Source organism: Clostridium hydrogenum (genome assembly GCF_021432385.1).
GTDB lineage: Bacteria > Bacillota > Clostridia > Clostridiales > Clostridiaceae > Clostridium_S > Clostridium_S hydrogenum.
Genome location: NZ_JAEACT010000002.1, coordinates 802,971 through 826,027, shown reverse-complemented (window position 1 = coordinate 826,027; position 23,057 = coordinate 802,971). Strand labels below are relative to the sequence as shown.

General features: G+C 30.3%; 1 protein-coding gene. It reads left to right on the top strand.

Annotated elements, in window-relative coordinates; all coding sequences use genetic code 11:
- Positions 1-38 precede the first annotated feature (38 nt).
- A complete protein-coding gene (locus tag CUEA01_RS03675) occupies positions 39-22,949 on the top strand; it encodes a non-ribosomal peptide synthetase (RefSeq protein ID WP_234118338.1) in 22,911 nt (7,636 codons plus the stop codon).
- Positions 22,950-23,057: the final 108 nt, after the last annotated feature.

The window sequence follows — 23,057 nt, the reverse complement described above, 5'->3', positions numbered from 1 at the left end:
TATTATCGTGTAAATTAGACAATGGGGGTATGCAAAAAATGTTAAAAGAGCAATTATACAATCAAGAAGTGGAAAAGTATCCTTTAACATCATATCAAAAGGATGTATGGACTGAACAATGTTTATATAAAAATAAGCCAATATACAATATTGGTGGTTATGTTGATATTAAGGGTAACATTAATTATTTAAGTTTCCAAAAGGCTGTACAAAAACTCATTGGAGATAATGATAGTTTAAGAATTAGAATAGAGGAACATGATGGTAATCCAATTCAGAGAGTATTGAAAAAGGTAGAATATAAGGTTCCATATTATGATTTTTCATCAAAAGAGTATTCTGAAAAGTTTTCATTAGAATGGATGCAAGAAGAATTTTTAAAACCATTTGATTTCAATAGTAATGATAATTTATTTGAAATTGTACTTATTAAAGTAGATGAAAATAGATATTTTTATTTTTCTAGGGTACATCACATAATATCAGATGGATGGGGACACTCAATTATAGTTAGAGAATTAGTTAGTAATTACAATGAAATAGATAATTCTAAAAATGAGATAGAAAAACATTCTTACTTGGAATTTATAAGAGATAATAAATCATATAGAGAATCGGATAAGTATTTGAAGGATAGAGAATTTTGGAAAGATAAATTTGAATGCATTCCTGAAAATATATTTGTTAGAAATATTAAAAATAATAAACTGGTATTTAGTAATAGAGAAAGTGTAACAATAAAGAGAAATACATATAATCAAATAATGCAATACTGCACCAAGGAAAAATGTTCTGTATTTCATTTTTTCCTTGGTGTATTAGGTACATATTTTTCAAGAGTTTCTAATTCAAAAGAGGTAGTAATTGGAGTTCCTATATTAAATAGAACAAAAGCTAGTCATAAGCAAATAGTAGGTCATTTTGCCAATGTTATACCTTTAAAGATAGAAGTATCAAAGGAAAAGAGTTTTTTAGAATTAATGAATGAAATAAAGATGGAGTTAAAGGCATGCTATAGACACCAAAAGCTCTCCTTTGGAGAAATTTATACAAGTATTTCTAAAGATAGAGATCAGAAATTGTTTGATATAACCTTATCTTATGAAAATCATAATTATGCAGCAGCTTTTAATGGAACAAAAACAGATATAAAAACATTAAGTCATAGGCATGAAAGAAATGCTTTAGCTGTGTTTATTCGAGAATTTGATGAGGATAAGGATGTTGAAATTAATTTTGATTATGCCATTGATGCATTTGAAAAATTCATACCAATAGAAAATGTTGTTACTAATATAAAACATTTAGTTGAAAATATTATAAAAGATAGTGACAAAAATATTAATGATATAGATGTAGTTACAGACAGAGAAAAGCACAGATTATTAGTAGAGTTTAATGATACAAAGGCAGATTATCCAAGGAATAAAACGATAAATGAATTATTTGAGAAGCATGCAGAAAAGACACCGGATGATATTGCAGTTGTATATGAAGATAAAAAGATGAGCTATAAAGAGCTAAATGAAAGGGCGAACTCTTTAGCAAGGGCTTTAAGAGAAAAGGGAGTAGGTAAAGATGTCATCGTAGGAATGCTTGTAGAGAGATCTGTCAACATGATAGTAGGAATAATGGGTATTTTGAAGGCAGGAGGAGCATATATGCCAATAGACCCAGAATATCCAGAGGACAGAATAGAATATACCCTTGAAAATAGTAAAGCAACAATAGTGTTAACTCAAGATAAATTTAAAGATAAAATAAAAAATAAAAAAATAAAAATATGTGACATAAATAATGAAGAGTTTTATAAGTACAGCAATACTAATCTAGGTAAAACCGCAGATTCAAATAGCTTAGCATATATAATATACACATCAGGAACAACGGGAAAACCTAAGGGTGTTATGATAGAGCATAACAATGTAGTTAGACTTATGTTTAATGATAAAATGCCATTTAATTTTAGTAACAAAGATATATGGACAATGTTCCATTCATACTGCTTTGATTTTTCAGTATGGGAAATGTATGGAGCTTTACTTTACGGTGGAAGACTAATAGTAGTGCCTAAGATAGTAGCTAAAGACCCTGAGAAATATTTAGAGCTACTGAAAAAAGAAAAGGTAACAGTATTAAATCAAACACCATCAGCATTTTATAATTTAATGAACATAGAAGCAAACAGTGACGAGAGAAAGTTAAATTTAAGATATATTGTATTTGGAGGAGAAGCTTTAAATCCTCAAAAGTTAAGTAAATGGAAACAAAAATATGAAGAAACAAAGATTATCAATATGTACGGAATAACGGAGACAACAGTTCACGTAACCTTTAAAGAAATAACAAGTGAAGATATGGAAAAGGGAGTAAGCAATATAGGAAAGCCGATTCCAACGCTAACTACATATGTAATGAATGAAGATTTAAAAATTCAGCCAATAGGCATTGCAGGGGAGTTATGTGTTGGAGGAGAGGGTGTAGCGAGAGGATATTTAAATAACGAAAAGCTAACGGAAGAAAGATTTGTGAAGAATCCATACAACCCAAAAGAGAAAATATATAGATCAGGAGATTTAGTTAGAGTATTGCCTGATGGTAATATGGAATATCTAGGGAGAATAGATCATCAGGTTAAAATAAGAGGCTTTAGGATAGAGCTTGGAGAAATCGAAAATAGATTATTAAAAATAGAAGGAATAAAGGAAACAGTAGTTTTAGCAAAAGGGGAAGTAGGAAGTAAGTACTTATGTGCGTACTATGTAGGAGAAAAAGAATACACCGTAGGTGAATTAAGAGAAGAACTAAAAAAATCTCTACCAGATTATATGGTACCAGCATACTTTATAAAACTAGAAAGCATGCCATTAACACCAAATGGTAAAGTGGATAGAAGAGTACTACCAGAGCCACAGGGAAAAATCAACACAGGATCAGAGTACGAAGCACCAAGAAATGAGTTAGAAGAGAAGTTAGTAGAGATATGGCAGGACGTATTAGGCGTAACTAATATAGGAATAAATGATAACTTCTTTGAATTGGGAGGACATTCTTTAAGTGCAACAACTTTAATAGGCAGAATTTATAAAAAATTGAATGTAGAAATACCAATAAGAGAAATATTTACAAAAGGGAATATTAAAGGATTAAGTGAGTATATAGAAGCTATTAGTAAAAAAGAATATGAAGAAATAGAAAGAGTAAATGAAAAACAGTATTATGAAGCTTCATCAGCCCAAAAGAGAACATATATGCTTCAAGAGATTGATAAGGACAATACTGTATACAATATGCCTGGAGCTTTAGAGATAGAGGGTATGTTTGAAATAGATAGGATGCAGGAAGCCTTTATAAAGTTAATAAATAGGCATGAGACATTAAGGACAAGCTTTTGCCCTAAAGATGGCAAGATAGTGCAAAGAATTAATAAAGCTAATGAAATACAATTTGAAATAGAGAAAATAGAAATAAAAAATGAAGAAGAAGTTAAAGAAAAGTTTGAAGAATTTATAAGACCGTTTGATTTAGAAAAAGCACCATTATTAAGGGTAGGAATTATAAAATTAGAAAAAGAAAGACATATTATGTTTTTTGATATGCACCATATAGTATCAGACGGAGTCTCAATAGCTATACTAACAAGGGAAATTAGCGGCTTATATGCAGAAAAGGATTTAGGAGAATTAAAGATACAATATAAGGATTATTCTGCATGGCAGTTAAAGAAGAATGAAAGTGAAGAATTAAAAAAACAGGGGCAATATTGGTTAAAGGAATTTAGTGACGAAGTACCAGTATTAAGCTTACCTACAGATTATAAAAGACCAAAAGTTAAAGACTTCAAGGGTAGAAGTATAAATTTTGTTTTATATAAGGAAACAACTGAAAAGTTAAGAAAGATAGCTAAAGAAACTGGAAGCACTATGTACATGGTACTATTAGCAAATATAAATATACTATTATCAAAATATAGCGGACAAGAAGATATAGTAGTTGGAAGTCCAATAGCTGGTAGAAATCACGCAGACCTAGAAAACTTAATAGGTATGTTCGTAAATACTTTGGCAATAAGAAGTATTGTAAATAATGATTTAAGCTTTAGTGATTATTTAAAAATAGTAAGAAATAAGGCTTTAAAAGCATACGAAAATCAAGATTATCAATTTGAAGAAATTGTAGACAAAATAGATATAGATAGAGATTTGGGAAGAAATCCATTATTTGATGTTATGTTTATTTTGGAGAATATGGAAGAATACAAAATAGAAATAGAAAATAGTATTTTCAAGCCATATAAATTAACTGGAAGCATAGAAAAATTTGATATTACAATTGATGCAAGAGAAGTCAAAGAGGAAATTCGTTTTAATTTGAGTTATGCAACTAGCTTGTATAAATATGAAACTATCAAAAGAATGATAAGTCATTTTTTAAATATAGTAAAAGAAACGACAAGCAATGAAAAAATTAAGATTAAGGATATAGAAATACTAAGCGAAGAAGAACGCAGTATACTAGAAAAGTTCAATGATACGGAAGGAGAATATCCAGAAGGTAAGGTAGTAAGTGAACTCTTTGAAATGCAGGTGGAAAAGACTCCAGACAACATTGCAGTAGTATATGAAAATCAAAGTCTAACTTACAAAGAGCTAAATGAAAGAGCTAATTCATTAGGAAGAACCTTAAGGAAAAAAGGCGTAGGCGCGGAAGCTGTAGTAGGGATAATGGTGAAGCGTTCCTTAGAAATGATAGTAGGAATAATGGGTATTTTAAAGGCAGGGGGAGCATATATGCCAATAGACCCAGAATATCCAGATGACAGAATAGAATATATGCTAGAAAACAGTGAAACAAAGCTAGTATTAGTACAAAACAAGTTTAAAGACAGAATAAATAAAAATAACATAGAAGTATGCAGTTTAAATGATGAAGAAATATACAAAGAAAGTAATGCTAACTTAGGAAAAACTTCTAGTGCAAATAATTTAGCATATGTAATATATACATCAGGAACCACAGGAAAACCTAAGGGAGTTATGATAGAGCATAAAGGTATAGTAAATAGAATTAATTGGATGCAGAAAAAATATAACATAAGCAGCAAAGATGTAATATTACAAAAGACAACATATACATTTGATGTATCAGTATGGGAAATATTGTGGTGGTCATTTGTTGGAGCTCAGGTTAGGATGCTAGTGCCAGGAGGAGAAAAAGATCCAAGAGAAATAACAAAGAGTATAAAAGAAGGAAAGGTTACAGTTCTTCACTTTGTTCCATCAATGCTGAATGTTTTTATGGACTATGTAATATCAGAAGATAAAGTGGAAGATATAGAAAGCCTAGAGAAGGTATTTACGAGTGGAGAAGCGTTAAAAGTAGAACAAGCCAACATATTTAATGAAGAAATAGGAAGAGTAAATAACACAAGGCTAATAAATTTATACGGACCAACAGAAGCTTCAGTAGATGTAACCTACTACGAATGTATGGAAAAAGAAGAAATGATACCAATAGGAAAACCTATTGATAATACAAAAATATATATAGTTGATAAGAATAATAAAATGCTCCCAATAGGAGTAGCAGGAGAGTTGTGTATAAGTGGCTGCGGAGTAGCTAGAGGATACTTAAATAACGAAAAGTTAACTAATAAAAAATTTGCACAGAATCCATATGAGCCGGGAGAAAAAATGTATAGGACAGGAGATTTAGCAAGGTGGCTTCCAGATGGGAACATAGAGTATTTAGGAAGAATAGACCATCAAGTTAAGATACGTGGTTTTAGAATAGAGCTTGGAGAAATAGAGAGTAATATATTAAAACTAGAAGGAATAAAAGAAACAATAGTTTTAGCAAGAGACGGGGCAGTAAATAAATATCTATGTGCATATTATGTTGGAGAAAAAGAGTACAGTGTAGGAGAGTTTAGGGAAGAATTAAAAAAATCTATGCCAGACTACATGGTGCCAGCATACTTTATAAAACTAGAAAGTATGCCATTAACATTAAACGGAAAAATAAATAGAAAGGCACTACCAGAGCCACAAGGTAAAATTGATACAGGAGCAAAATATGAGGCTCCAAGAAATGAAATAGAAAAAAAACTTGTACAAATATGGGAAAGGGTATTGGGTATACATAATATAGGAATAAACGATGACTTTTTCAGTTTAGGTGGAGATTCCATAAAATCAATACAGGTAATATCAAGAGCTAAAGCAGAAGGATATTATTTTGAGGTTAAGGATGTATTCAACAATTCAAATATAAAAGCTTTAAGTAAGTGCGTAAAGAAAAATGCTGTAACAATAAGCCAAGATGAAGTGGTTGGAGAAGTAGGATTAACGCCTATACAAAAATGGTTCTTTGAAATGAATTTTGAAGAAGAACATCATTGGAATCAATCAGTAATGCTGTTTAGTAAAGATGGGTTTGAAAAAGAAGCATTAGAAAAAGCATTTGAAGCTATAGTTATTCACCACGATGCATTGAGAATGGTTTATAAGAACGAAAATGGTGAAGTACATCAAATTAATAGAGGGACAAGTGAAAAGTTATACGACTTAAATGTATATGAGGGTTTAAATGAAGAAGAAATAACGGAAAAGTGTAACCAAATTCAAGATAGTATTAATTTAGAGGAGGGACCTCTTGTTAAATTAGGCTTATTTAAAACCCATAAAGGAGATCATTTACTAATAGCAATACACCATTTAGTTATAGATGGAGTTTCATGGAGAATATTATTTGAAGATTTATCAAAGGCATATGAAATGGCTAAAAATGGAGAAGATATACTACTTCAAGAGAAAACTACATCCTTTAAAGAGTGGGCAAATGAACAGAGTAAACAGGCTGCAAGTTGCAATATGAAAAAACAGCTAGAGTACTGGAGCTATATAGATAAGTGTGACGTAAGGAAACTTCCAAAGGACAAAGAGGTAGTTGTAGCTAGGATTAAAGATTTAAGAAGTGTAGGATTTAACCTTACAAAAGATGAAACGGAGAAATTATTAAAACATGTAAATAAGGCATATAACACAGAAATAGAGGATTTGCTATTAACAGCTTTGGCATTAACAATAAGTAAATGGACAGCAAGTGAAAATATATTAGTCAACTTGGAATCTCATGGTAGAGAAGAGATTGTAAAAAATGTGGATATAACAAGAACAATAGGATGGTTTACTTCGCAATATCCAATAGTTTTAAGCAGTAGTAATGAAGAATTAGGAATGATGATAAAGAATACAAAAGATTCTTTAAGAAGGATACCTAATAAAGGAATTGAATATGGCATAATTAAATATCTTTCTAATAACCCAATTAATGATAAGTTGAAACCAGAAATATGCTTTAACTATTTGGGACAATTTGATGAAGATATAAATAATAATATTTTTAAGGTATCATCGTTAAGTAGCGGAAATTCAATTGGTTTAAATAATAAAAGCTTATATTTATTAGACTTTTCAGCAATACTTATAGATAAAAATATGAATTTAAACTTAAGGTATAACGCTGAGGAGTATAATGATGAAACAATTAAAGCATTAATTAATGATTATAAAGATAATCTTACGAAAATTATTAAACATTGCATGGGTAAGGATAAACCGGAAAAAACAGCAGCAGATATAACAAAAGAAAATATAAGCTTGCAGGAGTTGAGTCCATATTTAAAAGATATAGACAACATCAAAAATATATATCCTTTGACACCAATGCAAGAAGGAATGCTATATCATACACTTGCTGACGATAAGCCGGAACTATATAATGAACAATTAGCAATAAAAATAAAGGGACACTTAGATATAGAGTTATTAAAGCAGAGTTTCAATAGGTTAGTACAAAGGCATGATGTATTAAGAACCACTTTTGACTACGAAAATTTTAATAAGAATATGCAAATTGTATTTAGAGAGAGAACAAGTTATGTTGAGTATAAGGATGTAAGCAAAGAAAAATTTGATAAAGAGCTTTATATTAAAAACATAATGAGCGAGAATAGAAAAAAGGGTTTTAACTTAAGTAAAGATGCGCTTATAAAATTAATAATAGTTAAAATTGAAAGAAACACATATAGCTTAATACTTAACAATCATCATATTATAATGGATGGTTGGTGTTTAAATATAATAATGATGGAATTATTTAAGGTATATAATGAGTTAAAATACGGCTATAAAGCAGCTCTCAAAGATGTAGTGCCATATTCAGAGTATATAGAATGGCTTAATAATAGAGATGAGAAAGCAGCAAAAGAATATTGGAAAAACTATCTTTTAGATTATAATGAAGCAACACTATTACCATTTAAAAATAATAAAGTTAAAGGTGAATATAAGGATAATCAAGTTGATTTTATAATAGAAGAAGATCTAACGAAAAAGCTTCAAACAATAGCTAGAAATAATAAGGTTACAATTAATACAATATTGCAGAGTATATGGTCGCTATTGCTTCAAAAATATAATAACAGCAGTGATTCTGTATTTGGATATGTAGTATCGGGGAGAAATCCTGAAGTTAAAGGTATAGAAAATATGCTTGGTCTATTTATAAATACTGTGCCTTTAAGAGTTAAAACAAAGGAAGATATGAATTTTAAGGAACTGTTAGCTAATGTAAACAAATCATTTATAGAGAGTAGCAAATACGACTTCTATCCTTTAGCAGATATACAAGCGCTAAGTGAAATCGGCGAAAAATTGATAAACAATATAATGATATTTGAAAATTATCCGGTTGATAGTGAAGGTATAAATAATGAAATTTTAACTAAGAATGATTTACAAATAATTGGTTTCAAATCGGAAGAACAAACTAATTATAATTTTAACGTGATAGTATCTTATCAAGATAATATTTCAATAAAATTTAATTTTAATGAATCGTTATATTCAGAGAATAATGTAATAAAAATCAAAGAGCATTTTGAAAATTTAGTAAAACAAATTATAGAAAATGAAGAAGTGCTAGTTAAAGATATAGAAATAATAAATGAAGAAGAAAAGCACAGATTATTAGTAGAGCTTAATGATACAAAGGCAGATTATCCAAGGAATAAAACGATAAATGAATTATTTGAGAAGCATGCAGAAAAGACACCGGATGATATTGCAGTTGTATATGAAAATAAAAAGATGAGCTATAAAGAGCTAAATGAAAGGGCGAACTCTTTAGCAAGGGCCTTAAGAGAAAAGGGAGTAGGTAAAGATGTCATCGTAGGAATGCTTGTAGAGAAATCTCTCAACATGATAGTAGGAATAATGGGTATTTTGAAGGCAGGAGGAGCATATATGCCAATAGACCCAGACTATCCAGAGGACAGAATAGAATATACCCTTGAAAATAGTAAAGCAACAATAGTGTTAACTCAAGATAAATTTAAAGATAAAATAAAAAATAAAAATATAAAAATATGTGACATAAATAATGAAGAGTTTTATAAGTACAGCAGTACTAATCTAGGTAAAACCGCAGATTCAAATAGCTTAGCATATATAATATACACATCAGGAACAACGGGAAAACCTAAAGGTGTTATGATAGAGCATAACAATGTGGTTAGACTTATGTTTAATGATAAAATGCCATTTAATTTTAGTAACAAAGATATATGGACAATGTTCCATTCATACTGCTTTGATTTTTCAGTATGGGAGATGTATGGAGCTTTACTTTACGGTGGAAGACTAATAGTAGTGCCTAAGATAGTAGCTAAAGACCCTGAGAAATATTTAGAGCTACTGAAAAAAGAAAATGTAACAGTATTAAATCAAACACCATCAGCATTTTATAATTTAATGAACATAGAAGCAAATAGTGACGAGAGAAAGTTAAATTTAAGATATATTGTATTTGGAGGAGAAGCTTTAAATCCTCAAAAGCTAAGTAAATGGAAACAAAAATATGAAGAAACAAAAATTATCAATATGTACGGAATAACGGAGACAACAGTTCACGTAACCTTTAAAGAAATAACAAGTGAAGATATAGAAAAGGGAGTAAGCAATATAGGAAAGCCGATTCCAACGCTAACTACATATGTAATGAATGAAGATTTAAAAATTCAGCCAATAGGCATTGCAGGAGAGTTATGTGTTGGAGGAGATGGTGTAGCGAGAGGATATTTAAATAACGAAAAGCTAACAGCAGAAAGATTTGTGAAGAATCCATATAACCTAAAAGAGAAAATATATAGATCAGGAGATTTAGTTAGAGTATTGCCTGATGGGAATATGGAATATATAGGGAGAATAGATCATCAGGTTAAAATAAGAGGTTTTAGGATAGAGCTTGGAGAAATCGAAAATAGATTATTAAAAATAGAAGGAATAAAGGAAACAGTAGTTTTAGCAAAAGGGGAAGTAGGAAGTAAGTACTTATGTGCGTACTATGTAGGAGAAAAAGAATACACCGTAGGTGAATTAAGAGAAGAACTAAAAAAATCTCTACCAGATTATATGGTACCAGCATACTTTATAAAACTAGAAAGCATGCCATTAACACCAAATGGTAAAGTGGATAGAAGAGTACTACCAGAGCCACAGGGAAAAATCAACACAGGAGCAGAGTACGAGGCACCAAGAAATGAGTTAGAAGAGAAGCTAGTAGAGATATGGCAGAACGTATTAGGGGTAACTAATATAGGAATAAATGATAACTTCTTTGAATTGGGCGGACATTCTTTAAGTGCAACAACTTTAACAGGGAGGATTTTCAAGGTATTAAATGTAGAAGTGCCGCTAAAGGAAATCTTCAGTAACGGAAACATAAAGGGACTCAGCGAATATATAGAAACTATTAGCAGCAAGCAATATGAAGCAATAGAAAAAGTAGAAGAAAAGGAATACTATGAAGCATCATCAGCACAAAAGAGAATGTATATGCTTCAGGAGATTGATAAGGACAGTACAGCATACAATATGCCAAGAGCTTTAGAGATATTAGGTGAAATTGAAATAGAAAAAATAAGGAATGTTTTTATAAACCTAATAGAAAGACATGAAACATTAAGGACAAGCTTTTATACTAAAGCTGATAAGATAGTGCAAAGAATTAATAAAACTAATGAAATACAATTTGAAATAGAGAAAATAGAAATAAAAAATGAAGAAGAAGTTAAAGAAAAATTCGAAGAATTTATAAGACCATTTGACTTAAAAAAAGCACCATTATTAAGGGTGGGGATTATAAAATTAGAAAAAGAAAGACATATTATGTTCTTTGACATGCATCATATAGCATCAGACGGAGTTTCAATGTCCATATTAACAAGAGAATTTAGCAAGTTATATAGCGGAAAAGGCTTAGGAGAATTAAAAGTACAATATAAGGATTATTCTGCATGGCAGTTAAAGAAGAGAGAAAGTGAAGAATTTAAAAAACAGGAACAATATTGGTTAAAAGAATTTAGTGATGAAGTACCAGTACTAAGCTTACCTACAGATTATAAAAGACCGAGGGTAAAAGACTTTAGGGGCAGAAGTATAAATTTTGTTTTAGATAAGGAAACAACTGAAAAGTTAAGAAAGATAGCTAAAGAAACTGGAAGCACTATGTACATGGTACTATTAGCAAATATAAATATACTATTATCAAAATATAGTGGACAGAAAGATATAGTAGTTGGAAGTCCAATAGCTGGTAGAAATCACGGAGACCTAGAAAACTTAATAGGTATGTTCGTAAATACTTTAGCAATAAGAAGTAAGTTAAAGGATGAGTTGAGTTTTAGAGATTATTTAAAAACTGTAAGAAACAAAGCAATAAAGGCATATGAAAATCAAGATTATCAGTTTGAAGAAATTGTGGACAAAATAGATATAGATAGGGATTTAGGAAGAAATCCATTATTTGATGTTATGTTTGTACTTCAGAATATGGAAGAGGCCAAGGTAGAAATAAATGACTTAAGCTTTAGGACGTATGATACAAATGACAATGTAGAAAAGTTTGATATAACAATAACAGCAGAGGAAAAAGAAGAAGAGGTCTACTTTAATTTAAGTTATGCAACTAGCCTTTATAAACATGAAACCATTGAAAGAATGAAAAAGCATCTATTAAACATAATAGAAGAAATAGGACAGAATGCGGAAACTAAGATTAAAGACATAGAATTAATAGATGAAGAAGAAAAGCATAAATTACTTATAGAATTTAATGACACAAAGGCAGCTTATCCAATAGAGAAAACAATAAATGAATTATTTGAAGAAGGAGTAGAGAAGACTCCAGACAACATTGCAGTGGTATATGAAAACCAGAGTCTAACTTATAAAGAGCTTAATGAAAGAGCTAATTCTTTGGCAAGAGTATTAAAGAAAAAAGGTATAGGAGCAGAAAGCATAGTAGGAATAATGGTGCAGCGTTCCTTTGAAATGATAGTGGGAATAATGGGTATTTTAAAGGCAGGGGGAGCATATATGCCAATAGACCCAGAATATCCAGATGACAGAATAGAATATATGCTAGAAAATAGTGAAACAAAGCTAGTATTAGTACAAAACAAGTTTAAAGACAGAATAAATAAAAATAACGTAGAAGTATGCAGGTTAAATTATGAAGAATTATACAAAGAAAGTAATGCTAACCTAGGTAAAACTGCTGGTGCGGAAAATTTAGCATATGTAATATATACATCAGGAACAACTGGAAAGCCTAAGGGGGTTATGATAAATCACAGCAGTGTAATAAATACATTAATGTTCTTGCAGAAAAATTATCCTATGGATAAAGAAGGCGCATACTTACAAAAAACAAATTATGTATTCGATGTTTCTGCAAGTGAGATATTTGGCTGGTTTATAGGTGGAGGGAAATTAATAGTACTTAATAATGGATATGAAAAAGATGCTAAATATATATTAAAATCCATAATAGATAACTCTATAAGTCATATTAATTTTACTTCAAGTATGTTTAATTTGTTTTTAAACGAACTGGATAATAATACAGGAAATATAGAAAGCCTAAAATATATTTTAACAGCTGGAGAAGCATTAAGAATTGAAAATACTAAAGTTTTTGAAGATTTAATTAAGAGTACAAGGATAGAAAATCTATATGGTCCAACAGAAGCTACTGTATATTCAACTAAATATTCATTGAAGGATATATCTGATAATATACCTATAGGAAAACCTATTGATAACGCCAAAATGTATATAGTTGATAAAAATGCTAAGTTAGTCCCAATGGGAGTAGTAGGAGAACTATGTATAGGTGGAGATGGACTTGCAAGGGGATATCTAAACAATAAAGAATTGACAGAAGAAAAGTTTGCGGCAAATCCGTATGACCAAGGGCAAAAGATGTATAGGACAGGGGATTTAGCAAGATGGCTTTCAGATGGGAATATAGAGTATTTAGGAAGAATAGACCATCAGGTTAAAATACGTGGTTTCAGAATAGAACTTGGTGAAATAGAAAGTAATTTATTAAAAATAGAAGGAATAAAAGAGGTTGTAGTTTTAGCAAGAGAAAAAGCAGGAAACAATTATCTATGTGCATATTACATAGGTGAAAAAGAATATAGTGTAGGAGAATTAAGAGAAGAACTTAAGAAATCCATACCAGACTATATGCTCCCATCATATTTTATAAAACTAGAAAGTATGCCGTTAACACCAAACGGAAAAGTAGACAGAGAGGCATTGCCAGAGCCACAGGGGAAAATTAATACAGGAGCAAAATATGAAGCACCAAGAAATGAAGTAGAAAAACAATTAGTAGAAATATGGCAGGATGTATTAGATATCGATGAAATAGGAATAAATGATGATTTCTTTAGTTTAGGTGGAGATTCTATAAAATCAATACAAGTAATATCAAGGGCTAAAGCAAAGGGATATTACTTTGAAGTTAAGGATATATTCAGCAATTCAAATATAAAGGTGTTAAGTAAGTTAGTTAAGAAGAATGCTTTAACAATAAGCCAAGATGAAGTAGTTGGAGAAGTAGAATTAACACCGATACAAAAACGATTCTTTGAAAGGAATTTTGAGGAAAAGCAGCATTGGAATCAAGCAGTAATGCTATTTAGTAAAGATGGATTTGAAAAAGAAATATTAGAAAAGGTATTTAAAGCCATAATAATTCACCACGATGCCTTAAGAATGGTGTATAAAAATGAAAATGGTGAAATACATCAAATTAATAGAGGGACAAGTGAAAAGTTATACGATTTAAATGTATATGAAGGTTTAAATGAAGAAGAAATAACAGAAAAGTGTAACCAAATTCAAGATAGTATTAATTTAGAGGAAGGGCCTCTTGTTAAATTAGGTTTATTTAAAACCCATAAAGGAGATCATTTACTAATAGCAATACACCATTTAGTTATAGACGGAGTTTCATGGAGAATATTGTTTGAAGATTTATCAAAGGCATATGAAATGGCTAAAAACGGAGAAGATATAATACTTCAAGATAAAACAACATCCTTTAAAGAGTGGGCAGTAGAGCAGAAGAAATATGCTGACAGCTACAGTATAAGAAAACAATTAGAATATTGGAATGGCATAGATAAATGTGACATAAAGAAACTTCCTAAAGATAAAGAAGCAGCTGTAACCAAAATGGCATATTTAAGAAGTATAGGATTTAAGCTTACACAGCAGCAAACAGAAAGTTTATTAAAGAATGTAAACAAGGCTTATAATACAGAAATTAATGACATACTTTTAACAGCTCTAGGATTAACAATAAGTAAATGGACAGGAAGTGAAAATACTCTAGTTAATTTGGAGGGACATGGTAGAGAAGAAATTATAAAAAATGTGGATATAACAAGAACAGTGGGTTGGTTTACTTCGCAGTATCCAGTAGTATTGAATAGTAATAACGATGATTTAGGAACTACAATAAAGAATATAAAGGATTCTTTAAGAAGAGTACCTAGTAAGGGAATTGGCTATGGCATAATCAAATATCTTTCTAAGGATAAGATGGAATTTAGGTTAAAACCAGAAATAAGCTTTAATTATCTTGGACAGTTTGATGAAGATATAAATAATGATATCTTTAATATGTCGCCTTTAAGCAGTGGAAATTCAATAGGTTTGAATAATAAGGGATTATACTCATTAGATTTTTCAGGAATACTCATAGATAAAAAGTTAAATATAGATATAAGGTACAGTGATAAGGAATATAAAGATGAAACAATAAAGAAATTAATTCAGGAATATAGAAATAACCTTATAACAATTATTGAGCATTGTATGAATAAGGATAAATCAGAAAAAACAGCAGCAGATGTAACAAAGGAAAATATAACTTTACAGCAATTAAAACCGTATTTAAAAGATATAGATAATATCAAAAATATATACCTATTAACGCCAATGCAAGAAGGAATGTTATATCATGCTCTAGCTGATAATAAGTCAGAAGCTTATAATGAAGAATTAGTAATAAAGATAAAAGGACAATTAGATATTAGTTTATTAAATGAAAGTTTTAATAGATTGTTAGAGAGACATGATATTTTAAGGACTGTTTTTGATTATGAAAACTTTAATAGGGATATGCAAATTGTATTTTATAAAAGAAAAGCAGATATCAGATATTTAGATATAAGTGGTAAAGAATTTAATAAGAAAGACTATATCAGTAGAACAGTAGGCAATGATAAAGAAAGAGGTTTTGATTTAAACAAAGATGTTCTTATAAAATTGACAATAATTAAAACAGAAGAGGAGGTATATAATCTAATACTTAATAATCATCATATTATAATGGATGGCTGGTGCCTTAATATAATAATGCTTGAATTATTTAAGATATATAACGAATTAAAGTTTGGATATAAAGCAAAATTAGAAGAAGCAGTACCATACTCAGAGTATATAGAATGGCTTAATAATAAAGATAGGGAAGCAGCGAAAGATTATTGGACAAATTATTTAGCAGATTATGATGAAGCGGCAATAGTACCATTTGAAAATAAAGAAAATAGTAAAGAATATAAAAAGAGTGAAGTTGCTTTTGAAATAAAAAGATATATGACAAAGAAACTAGAAGTAATAGCTAGAGAAAATAAAGTTACAATTAATACAATAATGCAAAGTGTATGGGCACTACTGCTCCAAAAATATAACAATAGTAATGATTCTGTATTTGGATATGTTGTATCAGGAAGAAATCCAGAGGTTAAAGGTATAGAAAGTATGCTAGGACTATTTATAAATACTGTGCCTTTAAGAGTTAAAACAGAAAATAATATGACCTTTAAGGAGCTTTTAACTAATATAAATAAGTCATTTGCAGAAAGCAGCCAATGGGATTTTTATCCTCTAGCAGATATACAAGGGTTAAGTGACGTCAAAGAGAAGCTAGTAAATAATATAATGGTATTTGAAAATTATCCAGTTGATAGCGATGGCATCAATAATGAAATATTAGCTAAAAATGATTTGAAAATAGTCGATGTTGAGGCACAAGAACAGACTAATTACAATTTTAATTTATTAGTGATATATCAGGATACTATTTCAATTAAATTTAATTTTAATGAGGCAGTATATTCAAAGGATAATGTATTAAAAATTAAAGATCATTTTGAAAATTTAGTAAGTCAGATTATAAAAGACGAAGAAATTAAGATTAAGGATATAGAAATATTAAGCGAAGAAGAACGCAGTATACTAGAAAAGTTCAATGATACGGAAGGAGAATATCCAGAAGGTAAGGTAGTAAGTGAACTCTTTGAAATGCAGGTGGAAAAGACTCCAGACAACATTGCAGTAGTATATGAAAATCAAAGTCTAACTTACAAAGAGCTAAATGAAAGAGCTAATTCATTAGGAAGAACCTTAAGGAAAAAAGGCGTAGGCGCGGAAGCTGTAGTAGGGATAATGGTGAAGCGTTCCTTAGAAATGATAGTAGGAATAATGGGTATTTTAAAGGCAGGGGGAGCATATATGCCAATAGACCCAGAATATCCAGATGACAGAATAGAATATATGCTAGAAAACAGTGAAACAAAGCTAGTATTAGTACAAAACAAGTTTAAAGACAGAATAAATAAAAATAACATAGAAGTATGCAGTTTAAATGATGAAGAAATATACAAAGAAAGTAATGCTAACTTAGGAAAAACTTCTAGTGCAAATAATTTAGCATATGTAATATATACATCAGGAACCACAGGAAAACCTAAGGGAGTTATGATAGAGCATAAAGGTATAGTAAATAGAATTAATTGGATGCAGAAAAAATATAACATAAGCAGCAAAGATGTAATATTACAAAAGACAACATATACATTTGATGTATCAGTATGGGAAATATTGTGGTGGTCATTTGTTGGAGCTCAGGTTAGGATGCTAGTACCAGGAGGAGAAAAAGATCCAAGAGAAATAACAAAGAGTATAAAAGAAGGAAAGGTTACAGTTCTTCACTTTGTTCCATCAATGCTGAATGTTTTTATGGACTATGTAATATCAGAAGATAAAGTGAAAGATATAGAAAGCCTAGAGAAGGTATTTACAAGTGGAGAAGCGTTAAAAGTAGAACAAGCCAACATATTTAACGAAGAAATAGGAAGAGTAAATAACACAAGGCTAATAAATTTATACGGACCAACAGAAGCTTCAGTAGATGTAACCTACTACGAATGCAGGGAAAAAGAAGAAATGATACCAATAGGAAAACCTATTGATAATACAAAAATATATATAGTTGATAAGAATAATAAAATGCTCCCAATAGGAGTAGCAGGAGAGTTATGTATAAGTGGCTGCGGAGTAGCTAGAGGATACTTAAATAACGAAAAGTTAACTAATGAAAAATTTGCACAGAATCCATATGAGCCAGGAGAAAAAATGTATAGAACAGGAGATTTAGCAAGGTGGCTTCCAGATGGGAACATAGAGTATCTAGGAAGAATAGACCATCAAGTTAAGATACGTGGTTTTAGAATAGAGCTTGGAGAAATAGAGAGTAATATATTAAAACTAGAAGGAATAAAAGAAACAATAGTTTTAGCAAGTGACGGGGCAGTAAATAAATATCTATGTGCATATTATGTTGGAGAAAAAGAGTACAGTGTAGGAGAGTTTAGGGAAGAATTAAAAAAATCTATGCCAGACTACATGGTGCCAGCATACTTTATAAAACTAGAAAGTATGCCATTAACATTAAACGGAAAAATAAATAGAAAAGCACTACCAGAGCCACAAGGTAAAATTGATACAGGAGCAGAATATGAGGCCCCAAGAAATGAGATAGAACAAAAACTTGTACAAATATGGGAAGACGTATTAGGAGTACAAGATATAGGAATAAATGATGACTTCTTTGAATTAGGAGGACATTCCCTAAAGGCAACAACACTAATAGGAAGAATTTACAAAGTATTGAATGTAGAAGTACCACTAAAGGAGATATTTAGTAAGGGAAATATAAAAGTTCTTAGTGAATATATAGATTCTGTTAGTAGAAAAGAATATGAGGCAATAGAAAAAGTAGAAGAAAAGGAATACTATGAAGCATCAGCAGCACAAAAAAGGATGTATATGCTCCAAGAGCTTGATCAGAACAGTACAGCATATAATATGCCTGGAACTTTAGAGATATTAGGTGATTTTGATATAAAAAGAATGCAGGAAGCGTTTATAAAATTAATAGAAAGACATGAAACATTAAGGACAAGCTTTTACTCTAAAGGTGATAAGATAGTACAAAAAATTAATAAAATTGATGAAACGAATTTTGAAATTGAGCAAATAGAAGTAAAAAGTGAAGAAGAAGTAGAGAAAAAGTTCCAAAAGTTCATAAGGCCTTTTGAATTAGATAAGGTACCGCTATTAAGGGCAGGAATTATAAAATTAGAAGAAAAAAGGCATGTTATGTTCTTTGATATGCATCATATAGTATCGGATGGAGTTTCAATGTCCATACTAACAAGAGAATTTAGCGATTTATATGCAGGAAAGGATTTAGGAGAATTAAAGGTACAGTATAAGGATTATTCTGCATGGCAGTTAAAGAAAAGAGAAAGTGAGGACTTTAAAAAGCAGGAAGAATATTGGTTGGGAGAATTTAGTGGAGAGATACCAGTATTGAATTTACCTGCGGATTATAAAAGACCAAAGGTTAAAGAATTTAACGGCAGCAGCATAAATTTTGTGTTGGATAAAGAAACCACTGAAAGATTAAGAGAGATAGCCAAAGAAACGGGAAGTACTATGTACATGGTGCTAATGGCCAATATAAATATACTATTATCAAAATACAGTGGACAGGAAGACATAATAATTGGAAGTCCAATAGCTGGAAGAAACCATGTGGATTTAGAAAATGTAATAGGTATGTTTGTAAATACGTTAGCAATAAGAATTAGTGTAAATGCAGAAGCAAGCTTTAAGCAATACTTAAAAACAGTAAAAAGTAAAGCGTTAAAGGCTTTTGAAAATCAAGATTATCAGTTTGAAGAATTAGTGGACAAAATAGATGTAGATAGGGATTTAAGTAGAAATCCATTGTTTGATATCGTATTTGTACTTCAAAATATGGAAGAAGCTAAAATAAAAATAAAAGATTTAACCTTTAAGCCTTATGATATAAATGACGATATAGAAAAATTTGATATGACAATGATGGCAGTTGAGGGAAAAGAGGAAATCTATTTTAGGCTAAGTTATGCAACTAGTATATACAAGGAAGAGACTATTGAAAGAATGATTAATCATTTCTTAAATATAGTAAAAGTAACGGTAAGGAATATAGAGGTTAAGCTTAAAGATATAGAAATAGTGAGTGAAGAAGAAAAACGTAAATTATTAGTAGAATTTAATGATACCAGTGTAGAATATTCAAAAGACAAAACAATAACTGAGTTATTTGAAGAGCAGGTAGAAAGGACTCCAAAGAATACAGCAGTTGTATTTAAAGATGAAAAATTAACTTATAAAGAGTTAAATGAAAAAGCAAATTCTTTAGCAAGAGTTATAGCACAAAAAGGTATATGTCAAGATGATACAGTAGGAATAATGGTACAAAATTCTATTGATATGATAGTAGGAATAATTGCAATCTTGAAAGCAGGAGGAGCATATCTGCCAATAGATCCAGAATACCCAGAAGATAGAATAGAATATATGCTGGAAAATAGCAAAACAAATATAGTATTAACAAAGGGTAAACTTAAAGAGAAAATAACTGGGCATAAAAGAGAAATATATGATTTAGATAATGAAGAGTTATATAAGGAAAGTAAGTCCAACTTAGGTAAAACCTCTAAAGCAAATAATTTAGCATATGTAATATATACATCAGGGACAACTGGAAAGCCTAAGGGAGTTATGATGGAACATAAAGGACTTGTAAATTTATCCTTGTGGCACAATAGATATTACGAAGTTACTGAAGAAGATAGAGTTACAAAATATGCAGGAGTAGGATTTGATGCATCAGTATGGGAGATATTCCCGTACATTATAGCTGGAGCAGCAATACATGTAATATATGATTCAATAAGGCTAAATATAGAACTTTTAAATGACTATTATGAAAAGAATAAAATAACCATAAGCTTTTTACCTACACAAATTTTTGAACAATTTATACAGCAAAAAAACCACTCACTTAGAAAATTGTTAACGGGAGCAGATAGACTTAAAGTATATAAGGAACAGACATATGATTTAATAAATAACTATGGACCTACAGAAAATGCAGTAGTTACAACAAGTTTTAGAATAGATAAAGAATATAGAAATATACCAATAGGAAGACCAATAGATAACGTAAGAATATATATAGTTGATGAAAATAATAAATTATTGCCTATAGGGGTAGCAGGAGAATTATGTGTAAGTGGAGATGGACTAGCAAGGGGATATATAAATAATGAAGAATTGACCAAAGAAAAATTTGCAGCGAATCCATATGAATCAGGACAAAGAATGTACAGAACAGGAGATTTGGCAAGATGGCTTCCTAATGGCAATATAGAATACTTAGGAAGAATAGACCATCAAGTTAAAATAAGAGGCTTTAGAATAGAGCTTGGAGAAATAGAAAATAATTTATTGAAACTAGAGCAGATAAAAGAGGCAGTAGTTTTAGCAAGAGAAAAGGAAGAAAACAAATACCTATGTGCGTACTATGTAGGTGAAAAAGAATACAATATAAGTGAGGTAAGAGAGGAACTTAAAAAATCCTTACCAGACTATATGATTCCAGCATACTTTATAAAATTAGAGAGCATGCCGTTAACACCAAATGGAAAAGTGGACAGAAAGGCATTACCAGAGCCAGATGGAAAAATTAATACTGGAGTAAAATATGAAGCTCCAAGAAACGAATTGGAAAAACAATTGGTGGAAATATGGGAAGATGTATTAGGTGTGTGCGATATAGGTATAAATGATAACTTCTTTGAAATAGGAGGACATTCCTTAAAAGCAACAACACTAATAGGAAGAATTTATAAGAATTTAAATATAGAAGTACCGCTAAAAGAAATATTCACAAGGGGAAGCATAAAGGGATTAAGTGAATATATAGAAGCTAGTAACAAAAAAGAATATGAAGCAATAGAAAGGGTAGAAGAACAAGAATGCTATGAAGCTTCATCGGCTCAAAAGAGAATGTATATGCTTCAAGAACTTGATAAGGATAGCACTGCATATAATGTGCCTGGAAGTTTGGAAGTATTGGGTAAATTTGAAATAGAAAGAATGCAGGAAACATTTATAAAGTTAATAGAAAGACATGAAACATTAAGGACAAGCTTCTATACTGTGGATAATAAGATAGTACAAATGGTAAATAAGGCCAGTGAAATACAATTTGAAATAGAAAAAATAGAGGTAAGCACTGAAGAAGAAATACAAGAAAAAATAAAGGAATTTATAAGACCATTTGACTTAGGTACTGCACCATTATTACGAGCAGCAGTTATAAAGTTAGAAGAAGAAAGATATATTATGCTTTTTGATATGCATCACATAGTATCAGATGGAGTTTCAATGTCCATATTAACAGAAGAAATTAGTCAGTTATATAGCGGAAAAGACTTAGGAGAATTAAAAGTACAATATAAGGATTATTCTGCATGGCAGTTAAATAAAAAGGCAAGCGAGGAGTATAAAAGGCAGGAGGAATATTGGTTGCAAGAGTTTAGCCGAGAAATACCAGTATTGAAGCTGCCTACAGACTATGCAAGGCCAAAGACTAAGGATTTTAAAGGTGACAGTATAAGCTTTGTTTTAGATAAAGAAACAACTGAAAGCTTAAGAAATATAGCCAAAAAAACTGAAACTACTATGTACATGGTGTTATTAGCAAATATAAATATATTATTATCAAAATACAGTGAGCAGGAAGATATAGTGGTTGGAAGCCCAATAGCAGGAAGAAACCATGTGGATTTAGAAAACTTAATAGGTGTATTTGTAAACACATTAGCAATAAGAAGCCATGTAAATAGTGAACTAAGTTTTAAGGAATATTTAAAGACAGTAAAGAACAAAGCATTAAAAGCATATGAAAATCAAGATTATCAATTTGAAGAGCTGGCATCTAAAGTAGAGAAATATAAAAATTTAAGCAGAAACCCATTATTTGATGTTATGTTTGTTCTAGAAAATGTGGGAGAAGCTAAGATGGAAGTAGAAGGTTTAACCTTTAAGCCATACATCCTAAGTAATAAGATGGAAAAGCTTGATATTACAATAGCTGCGTCTGAAGGAACAGAAGAAATTAAATTTAATTTTAGTTATGCAACTAGCCTATATAAACGTGAGACTATGGAAGATATGATTAAGTGCTTTAAACATATCATTAAAGCATCAAGTAGTGATTTTGATATAGCTATAAAAGATATAAGTGTAATGACTAATAATGAAGCCTACGATTTTCTATCAAAAACAAAGAGTAGTAATTTTAACAAAGATGACTTTGATTTTGATTTTGAAGATTAGTAAGGAGTAATATGCCAGATGGTAATGTAATTAGATTGAAAAATTAAATCACATTACTATCTGGAATTAATAAATGCGGATTAGTACTAAGAAATTAGGGGGTGTAGT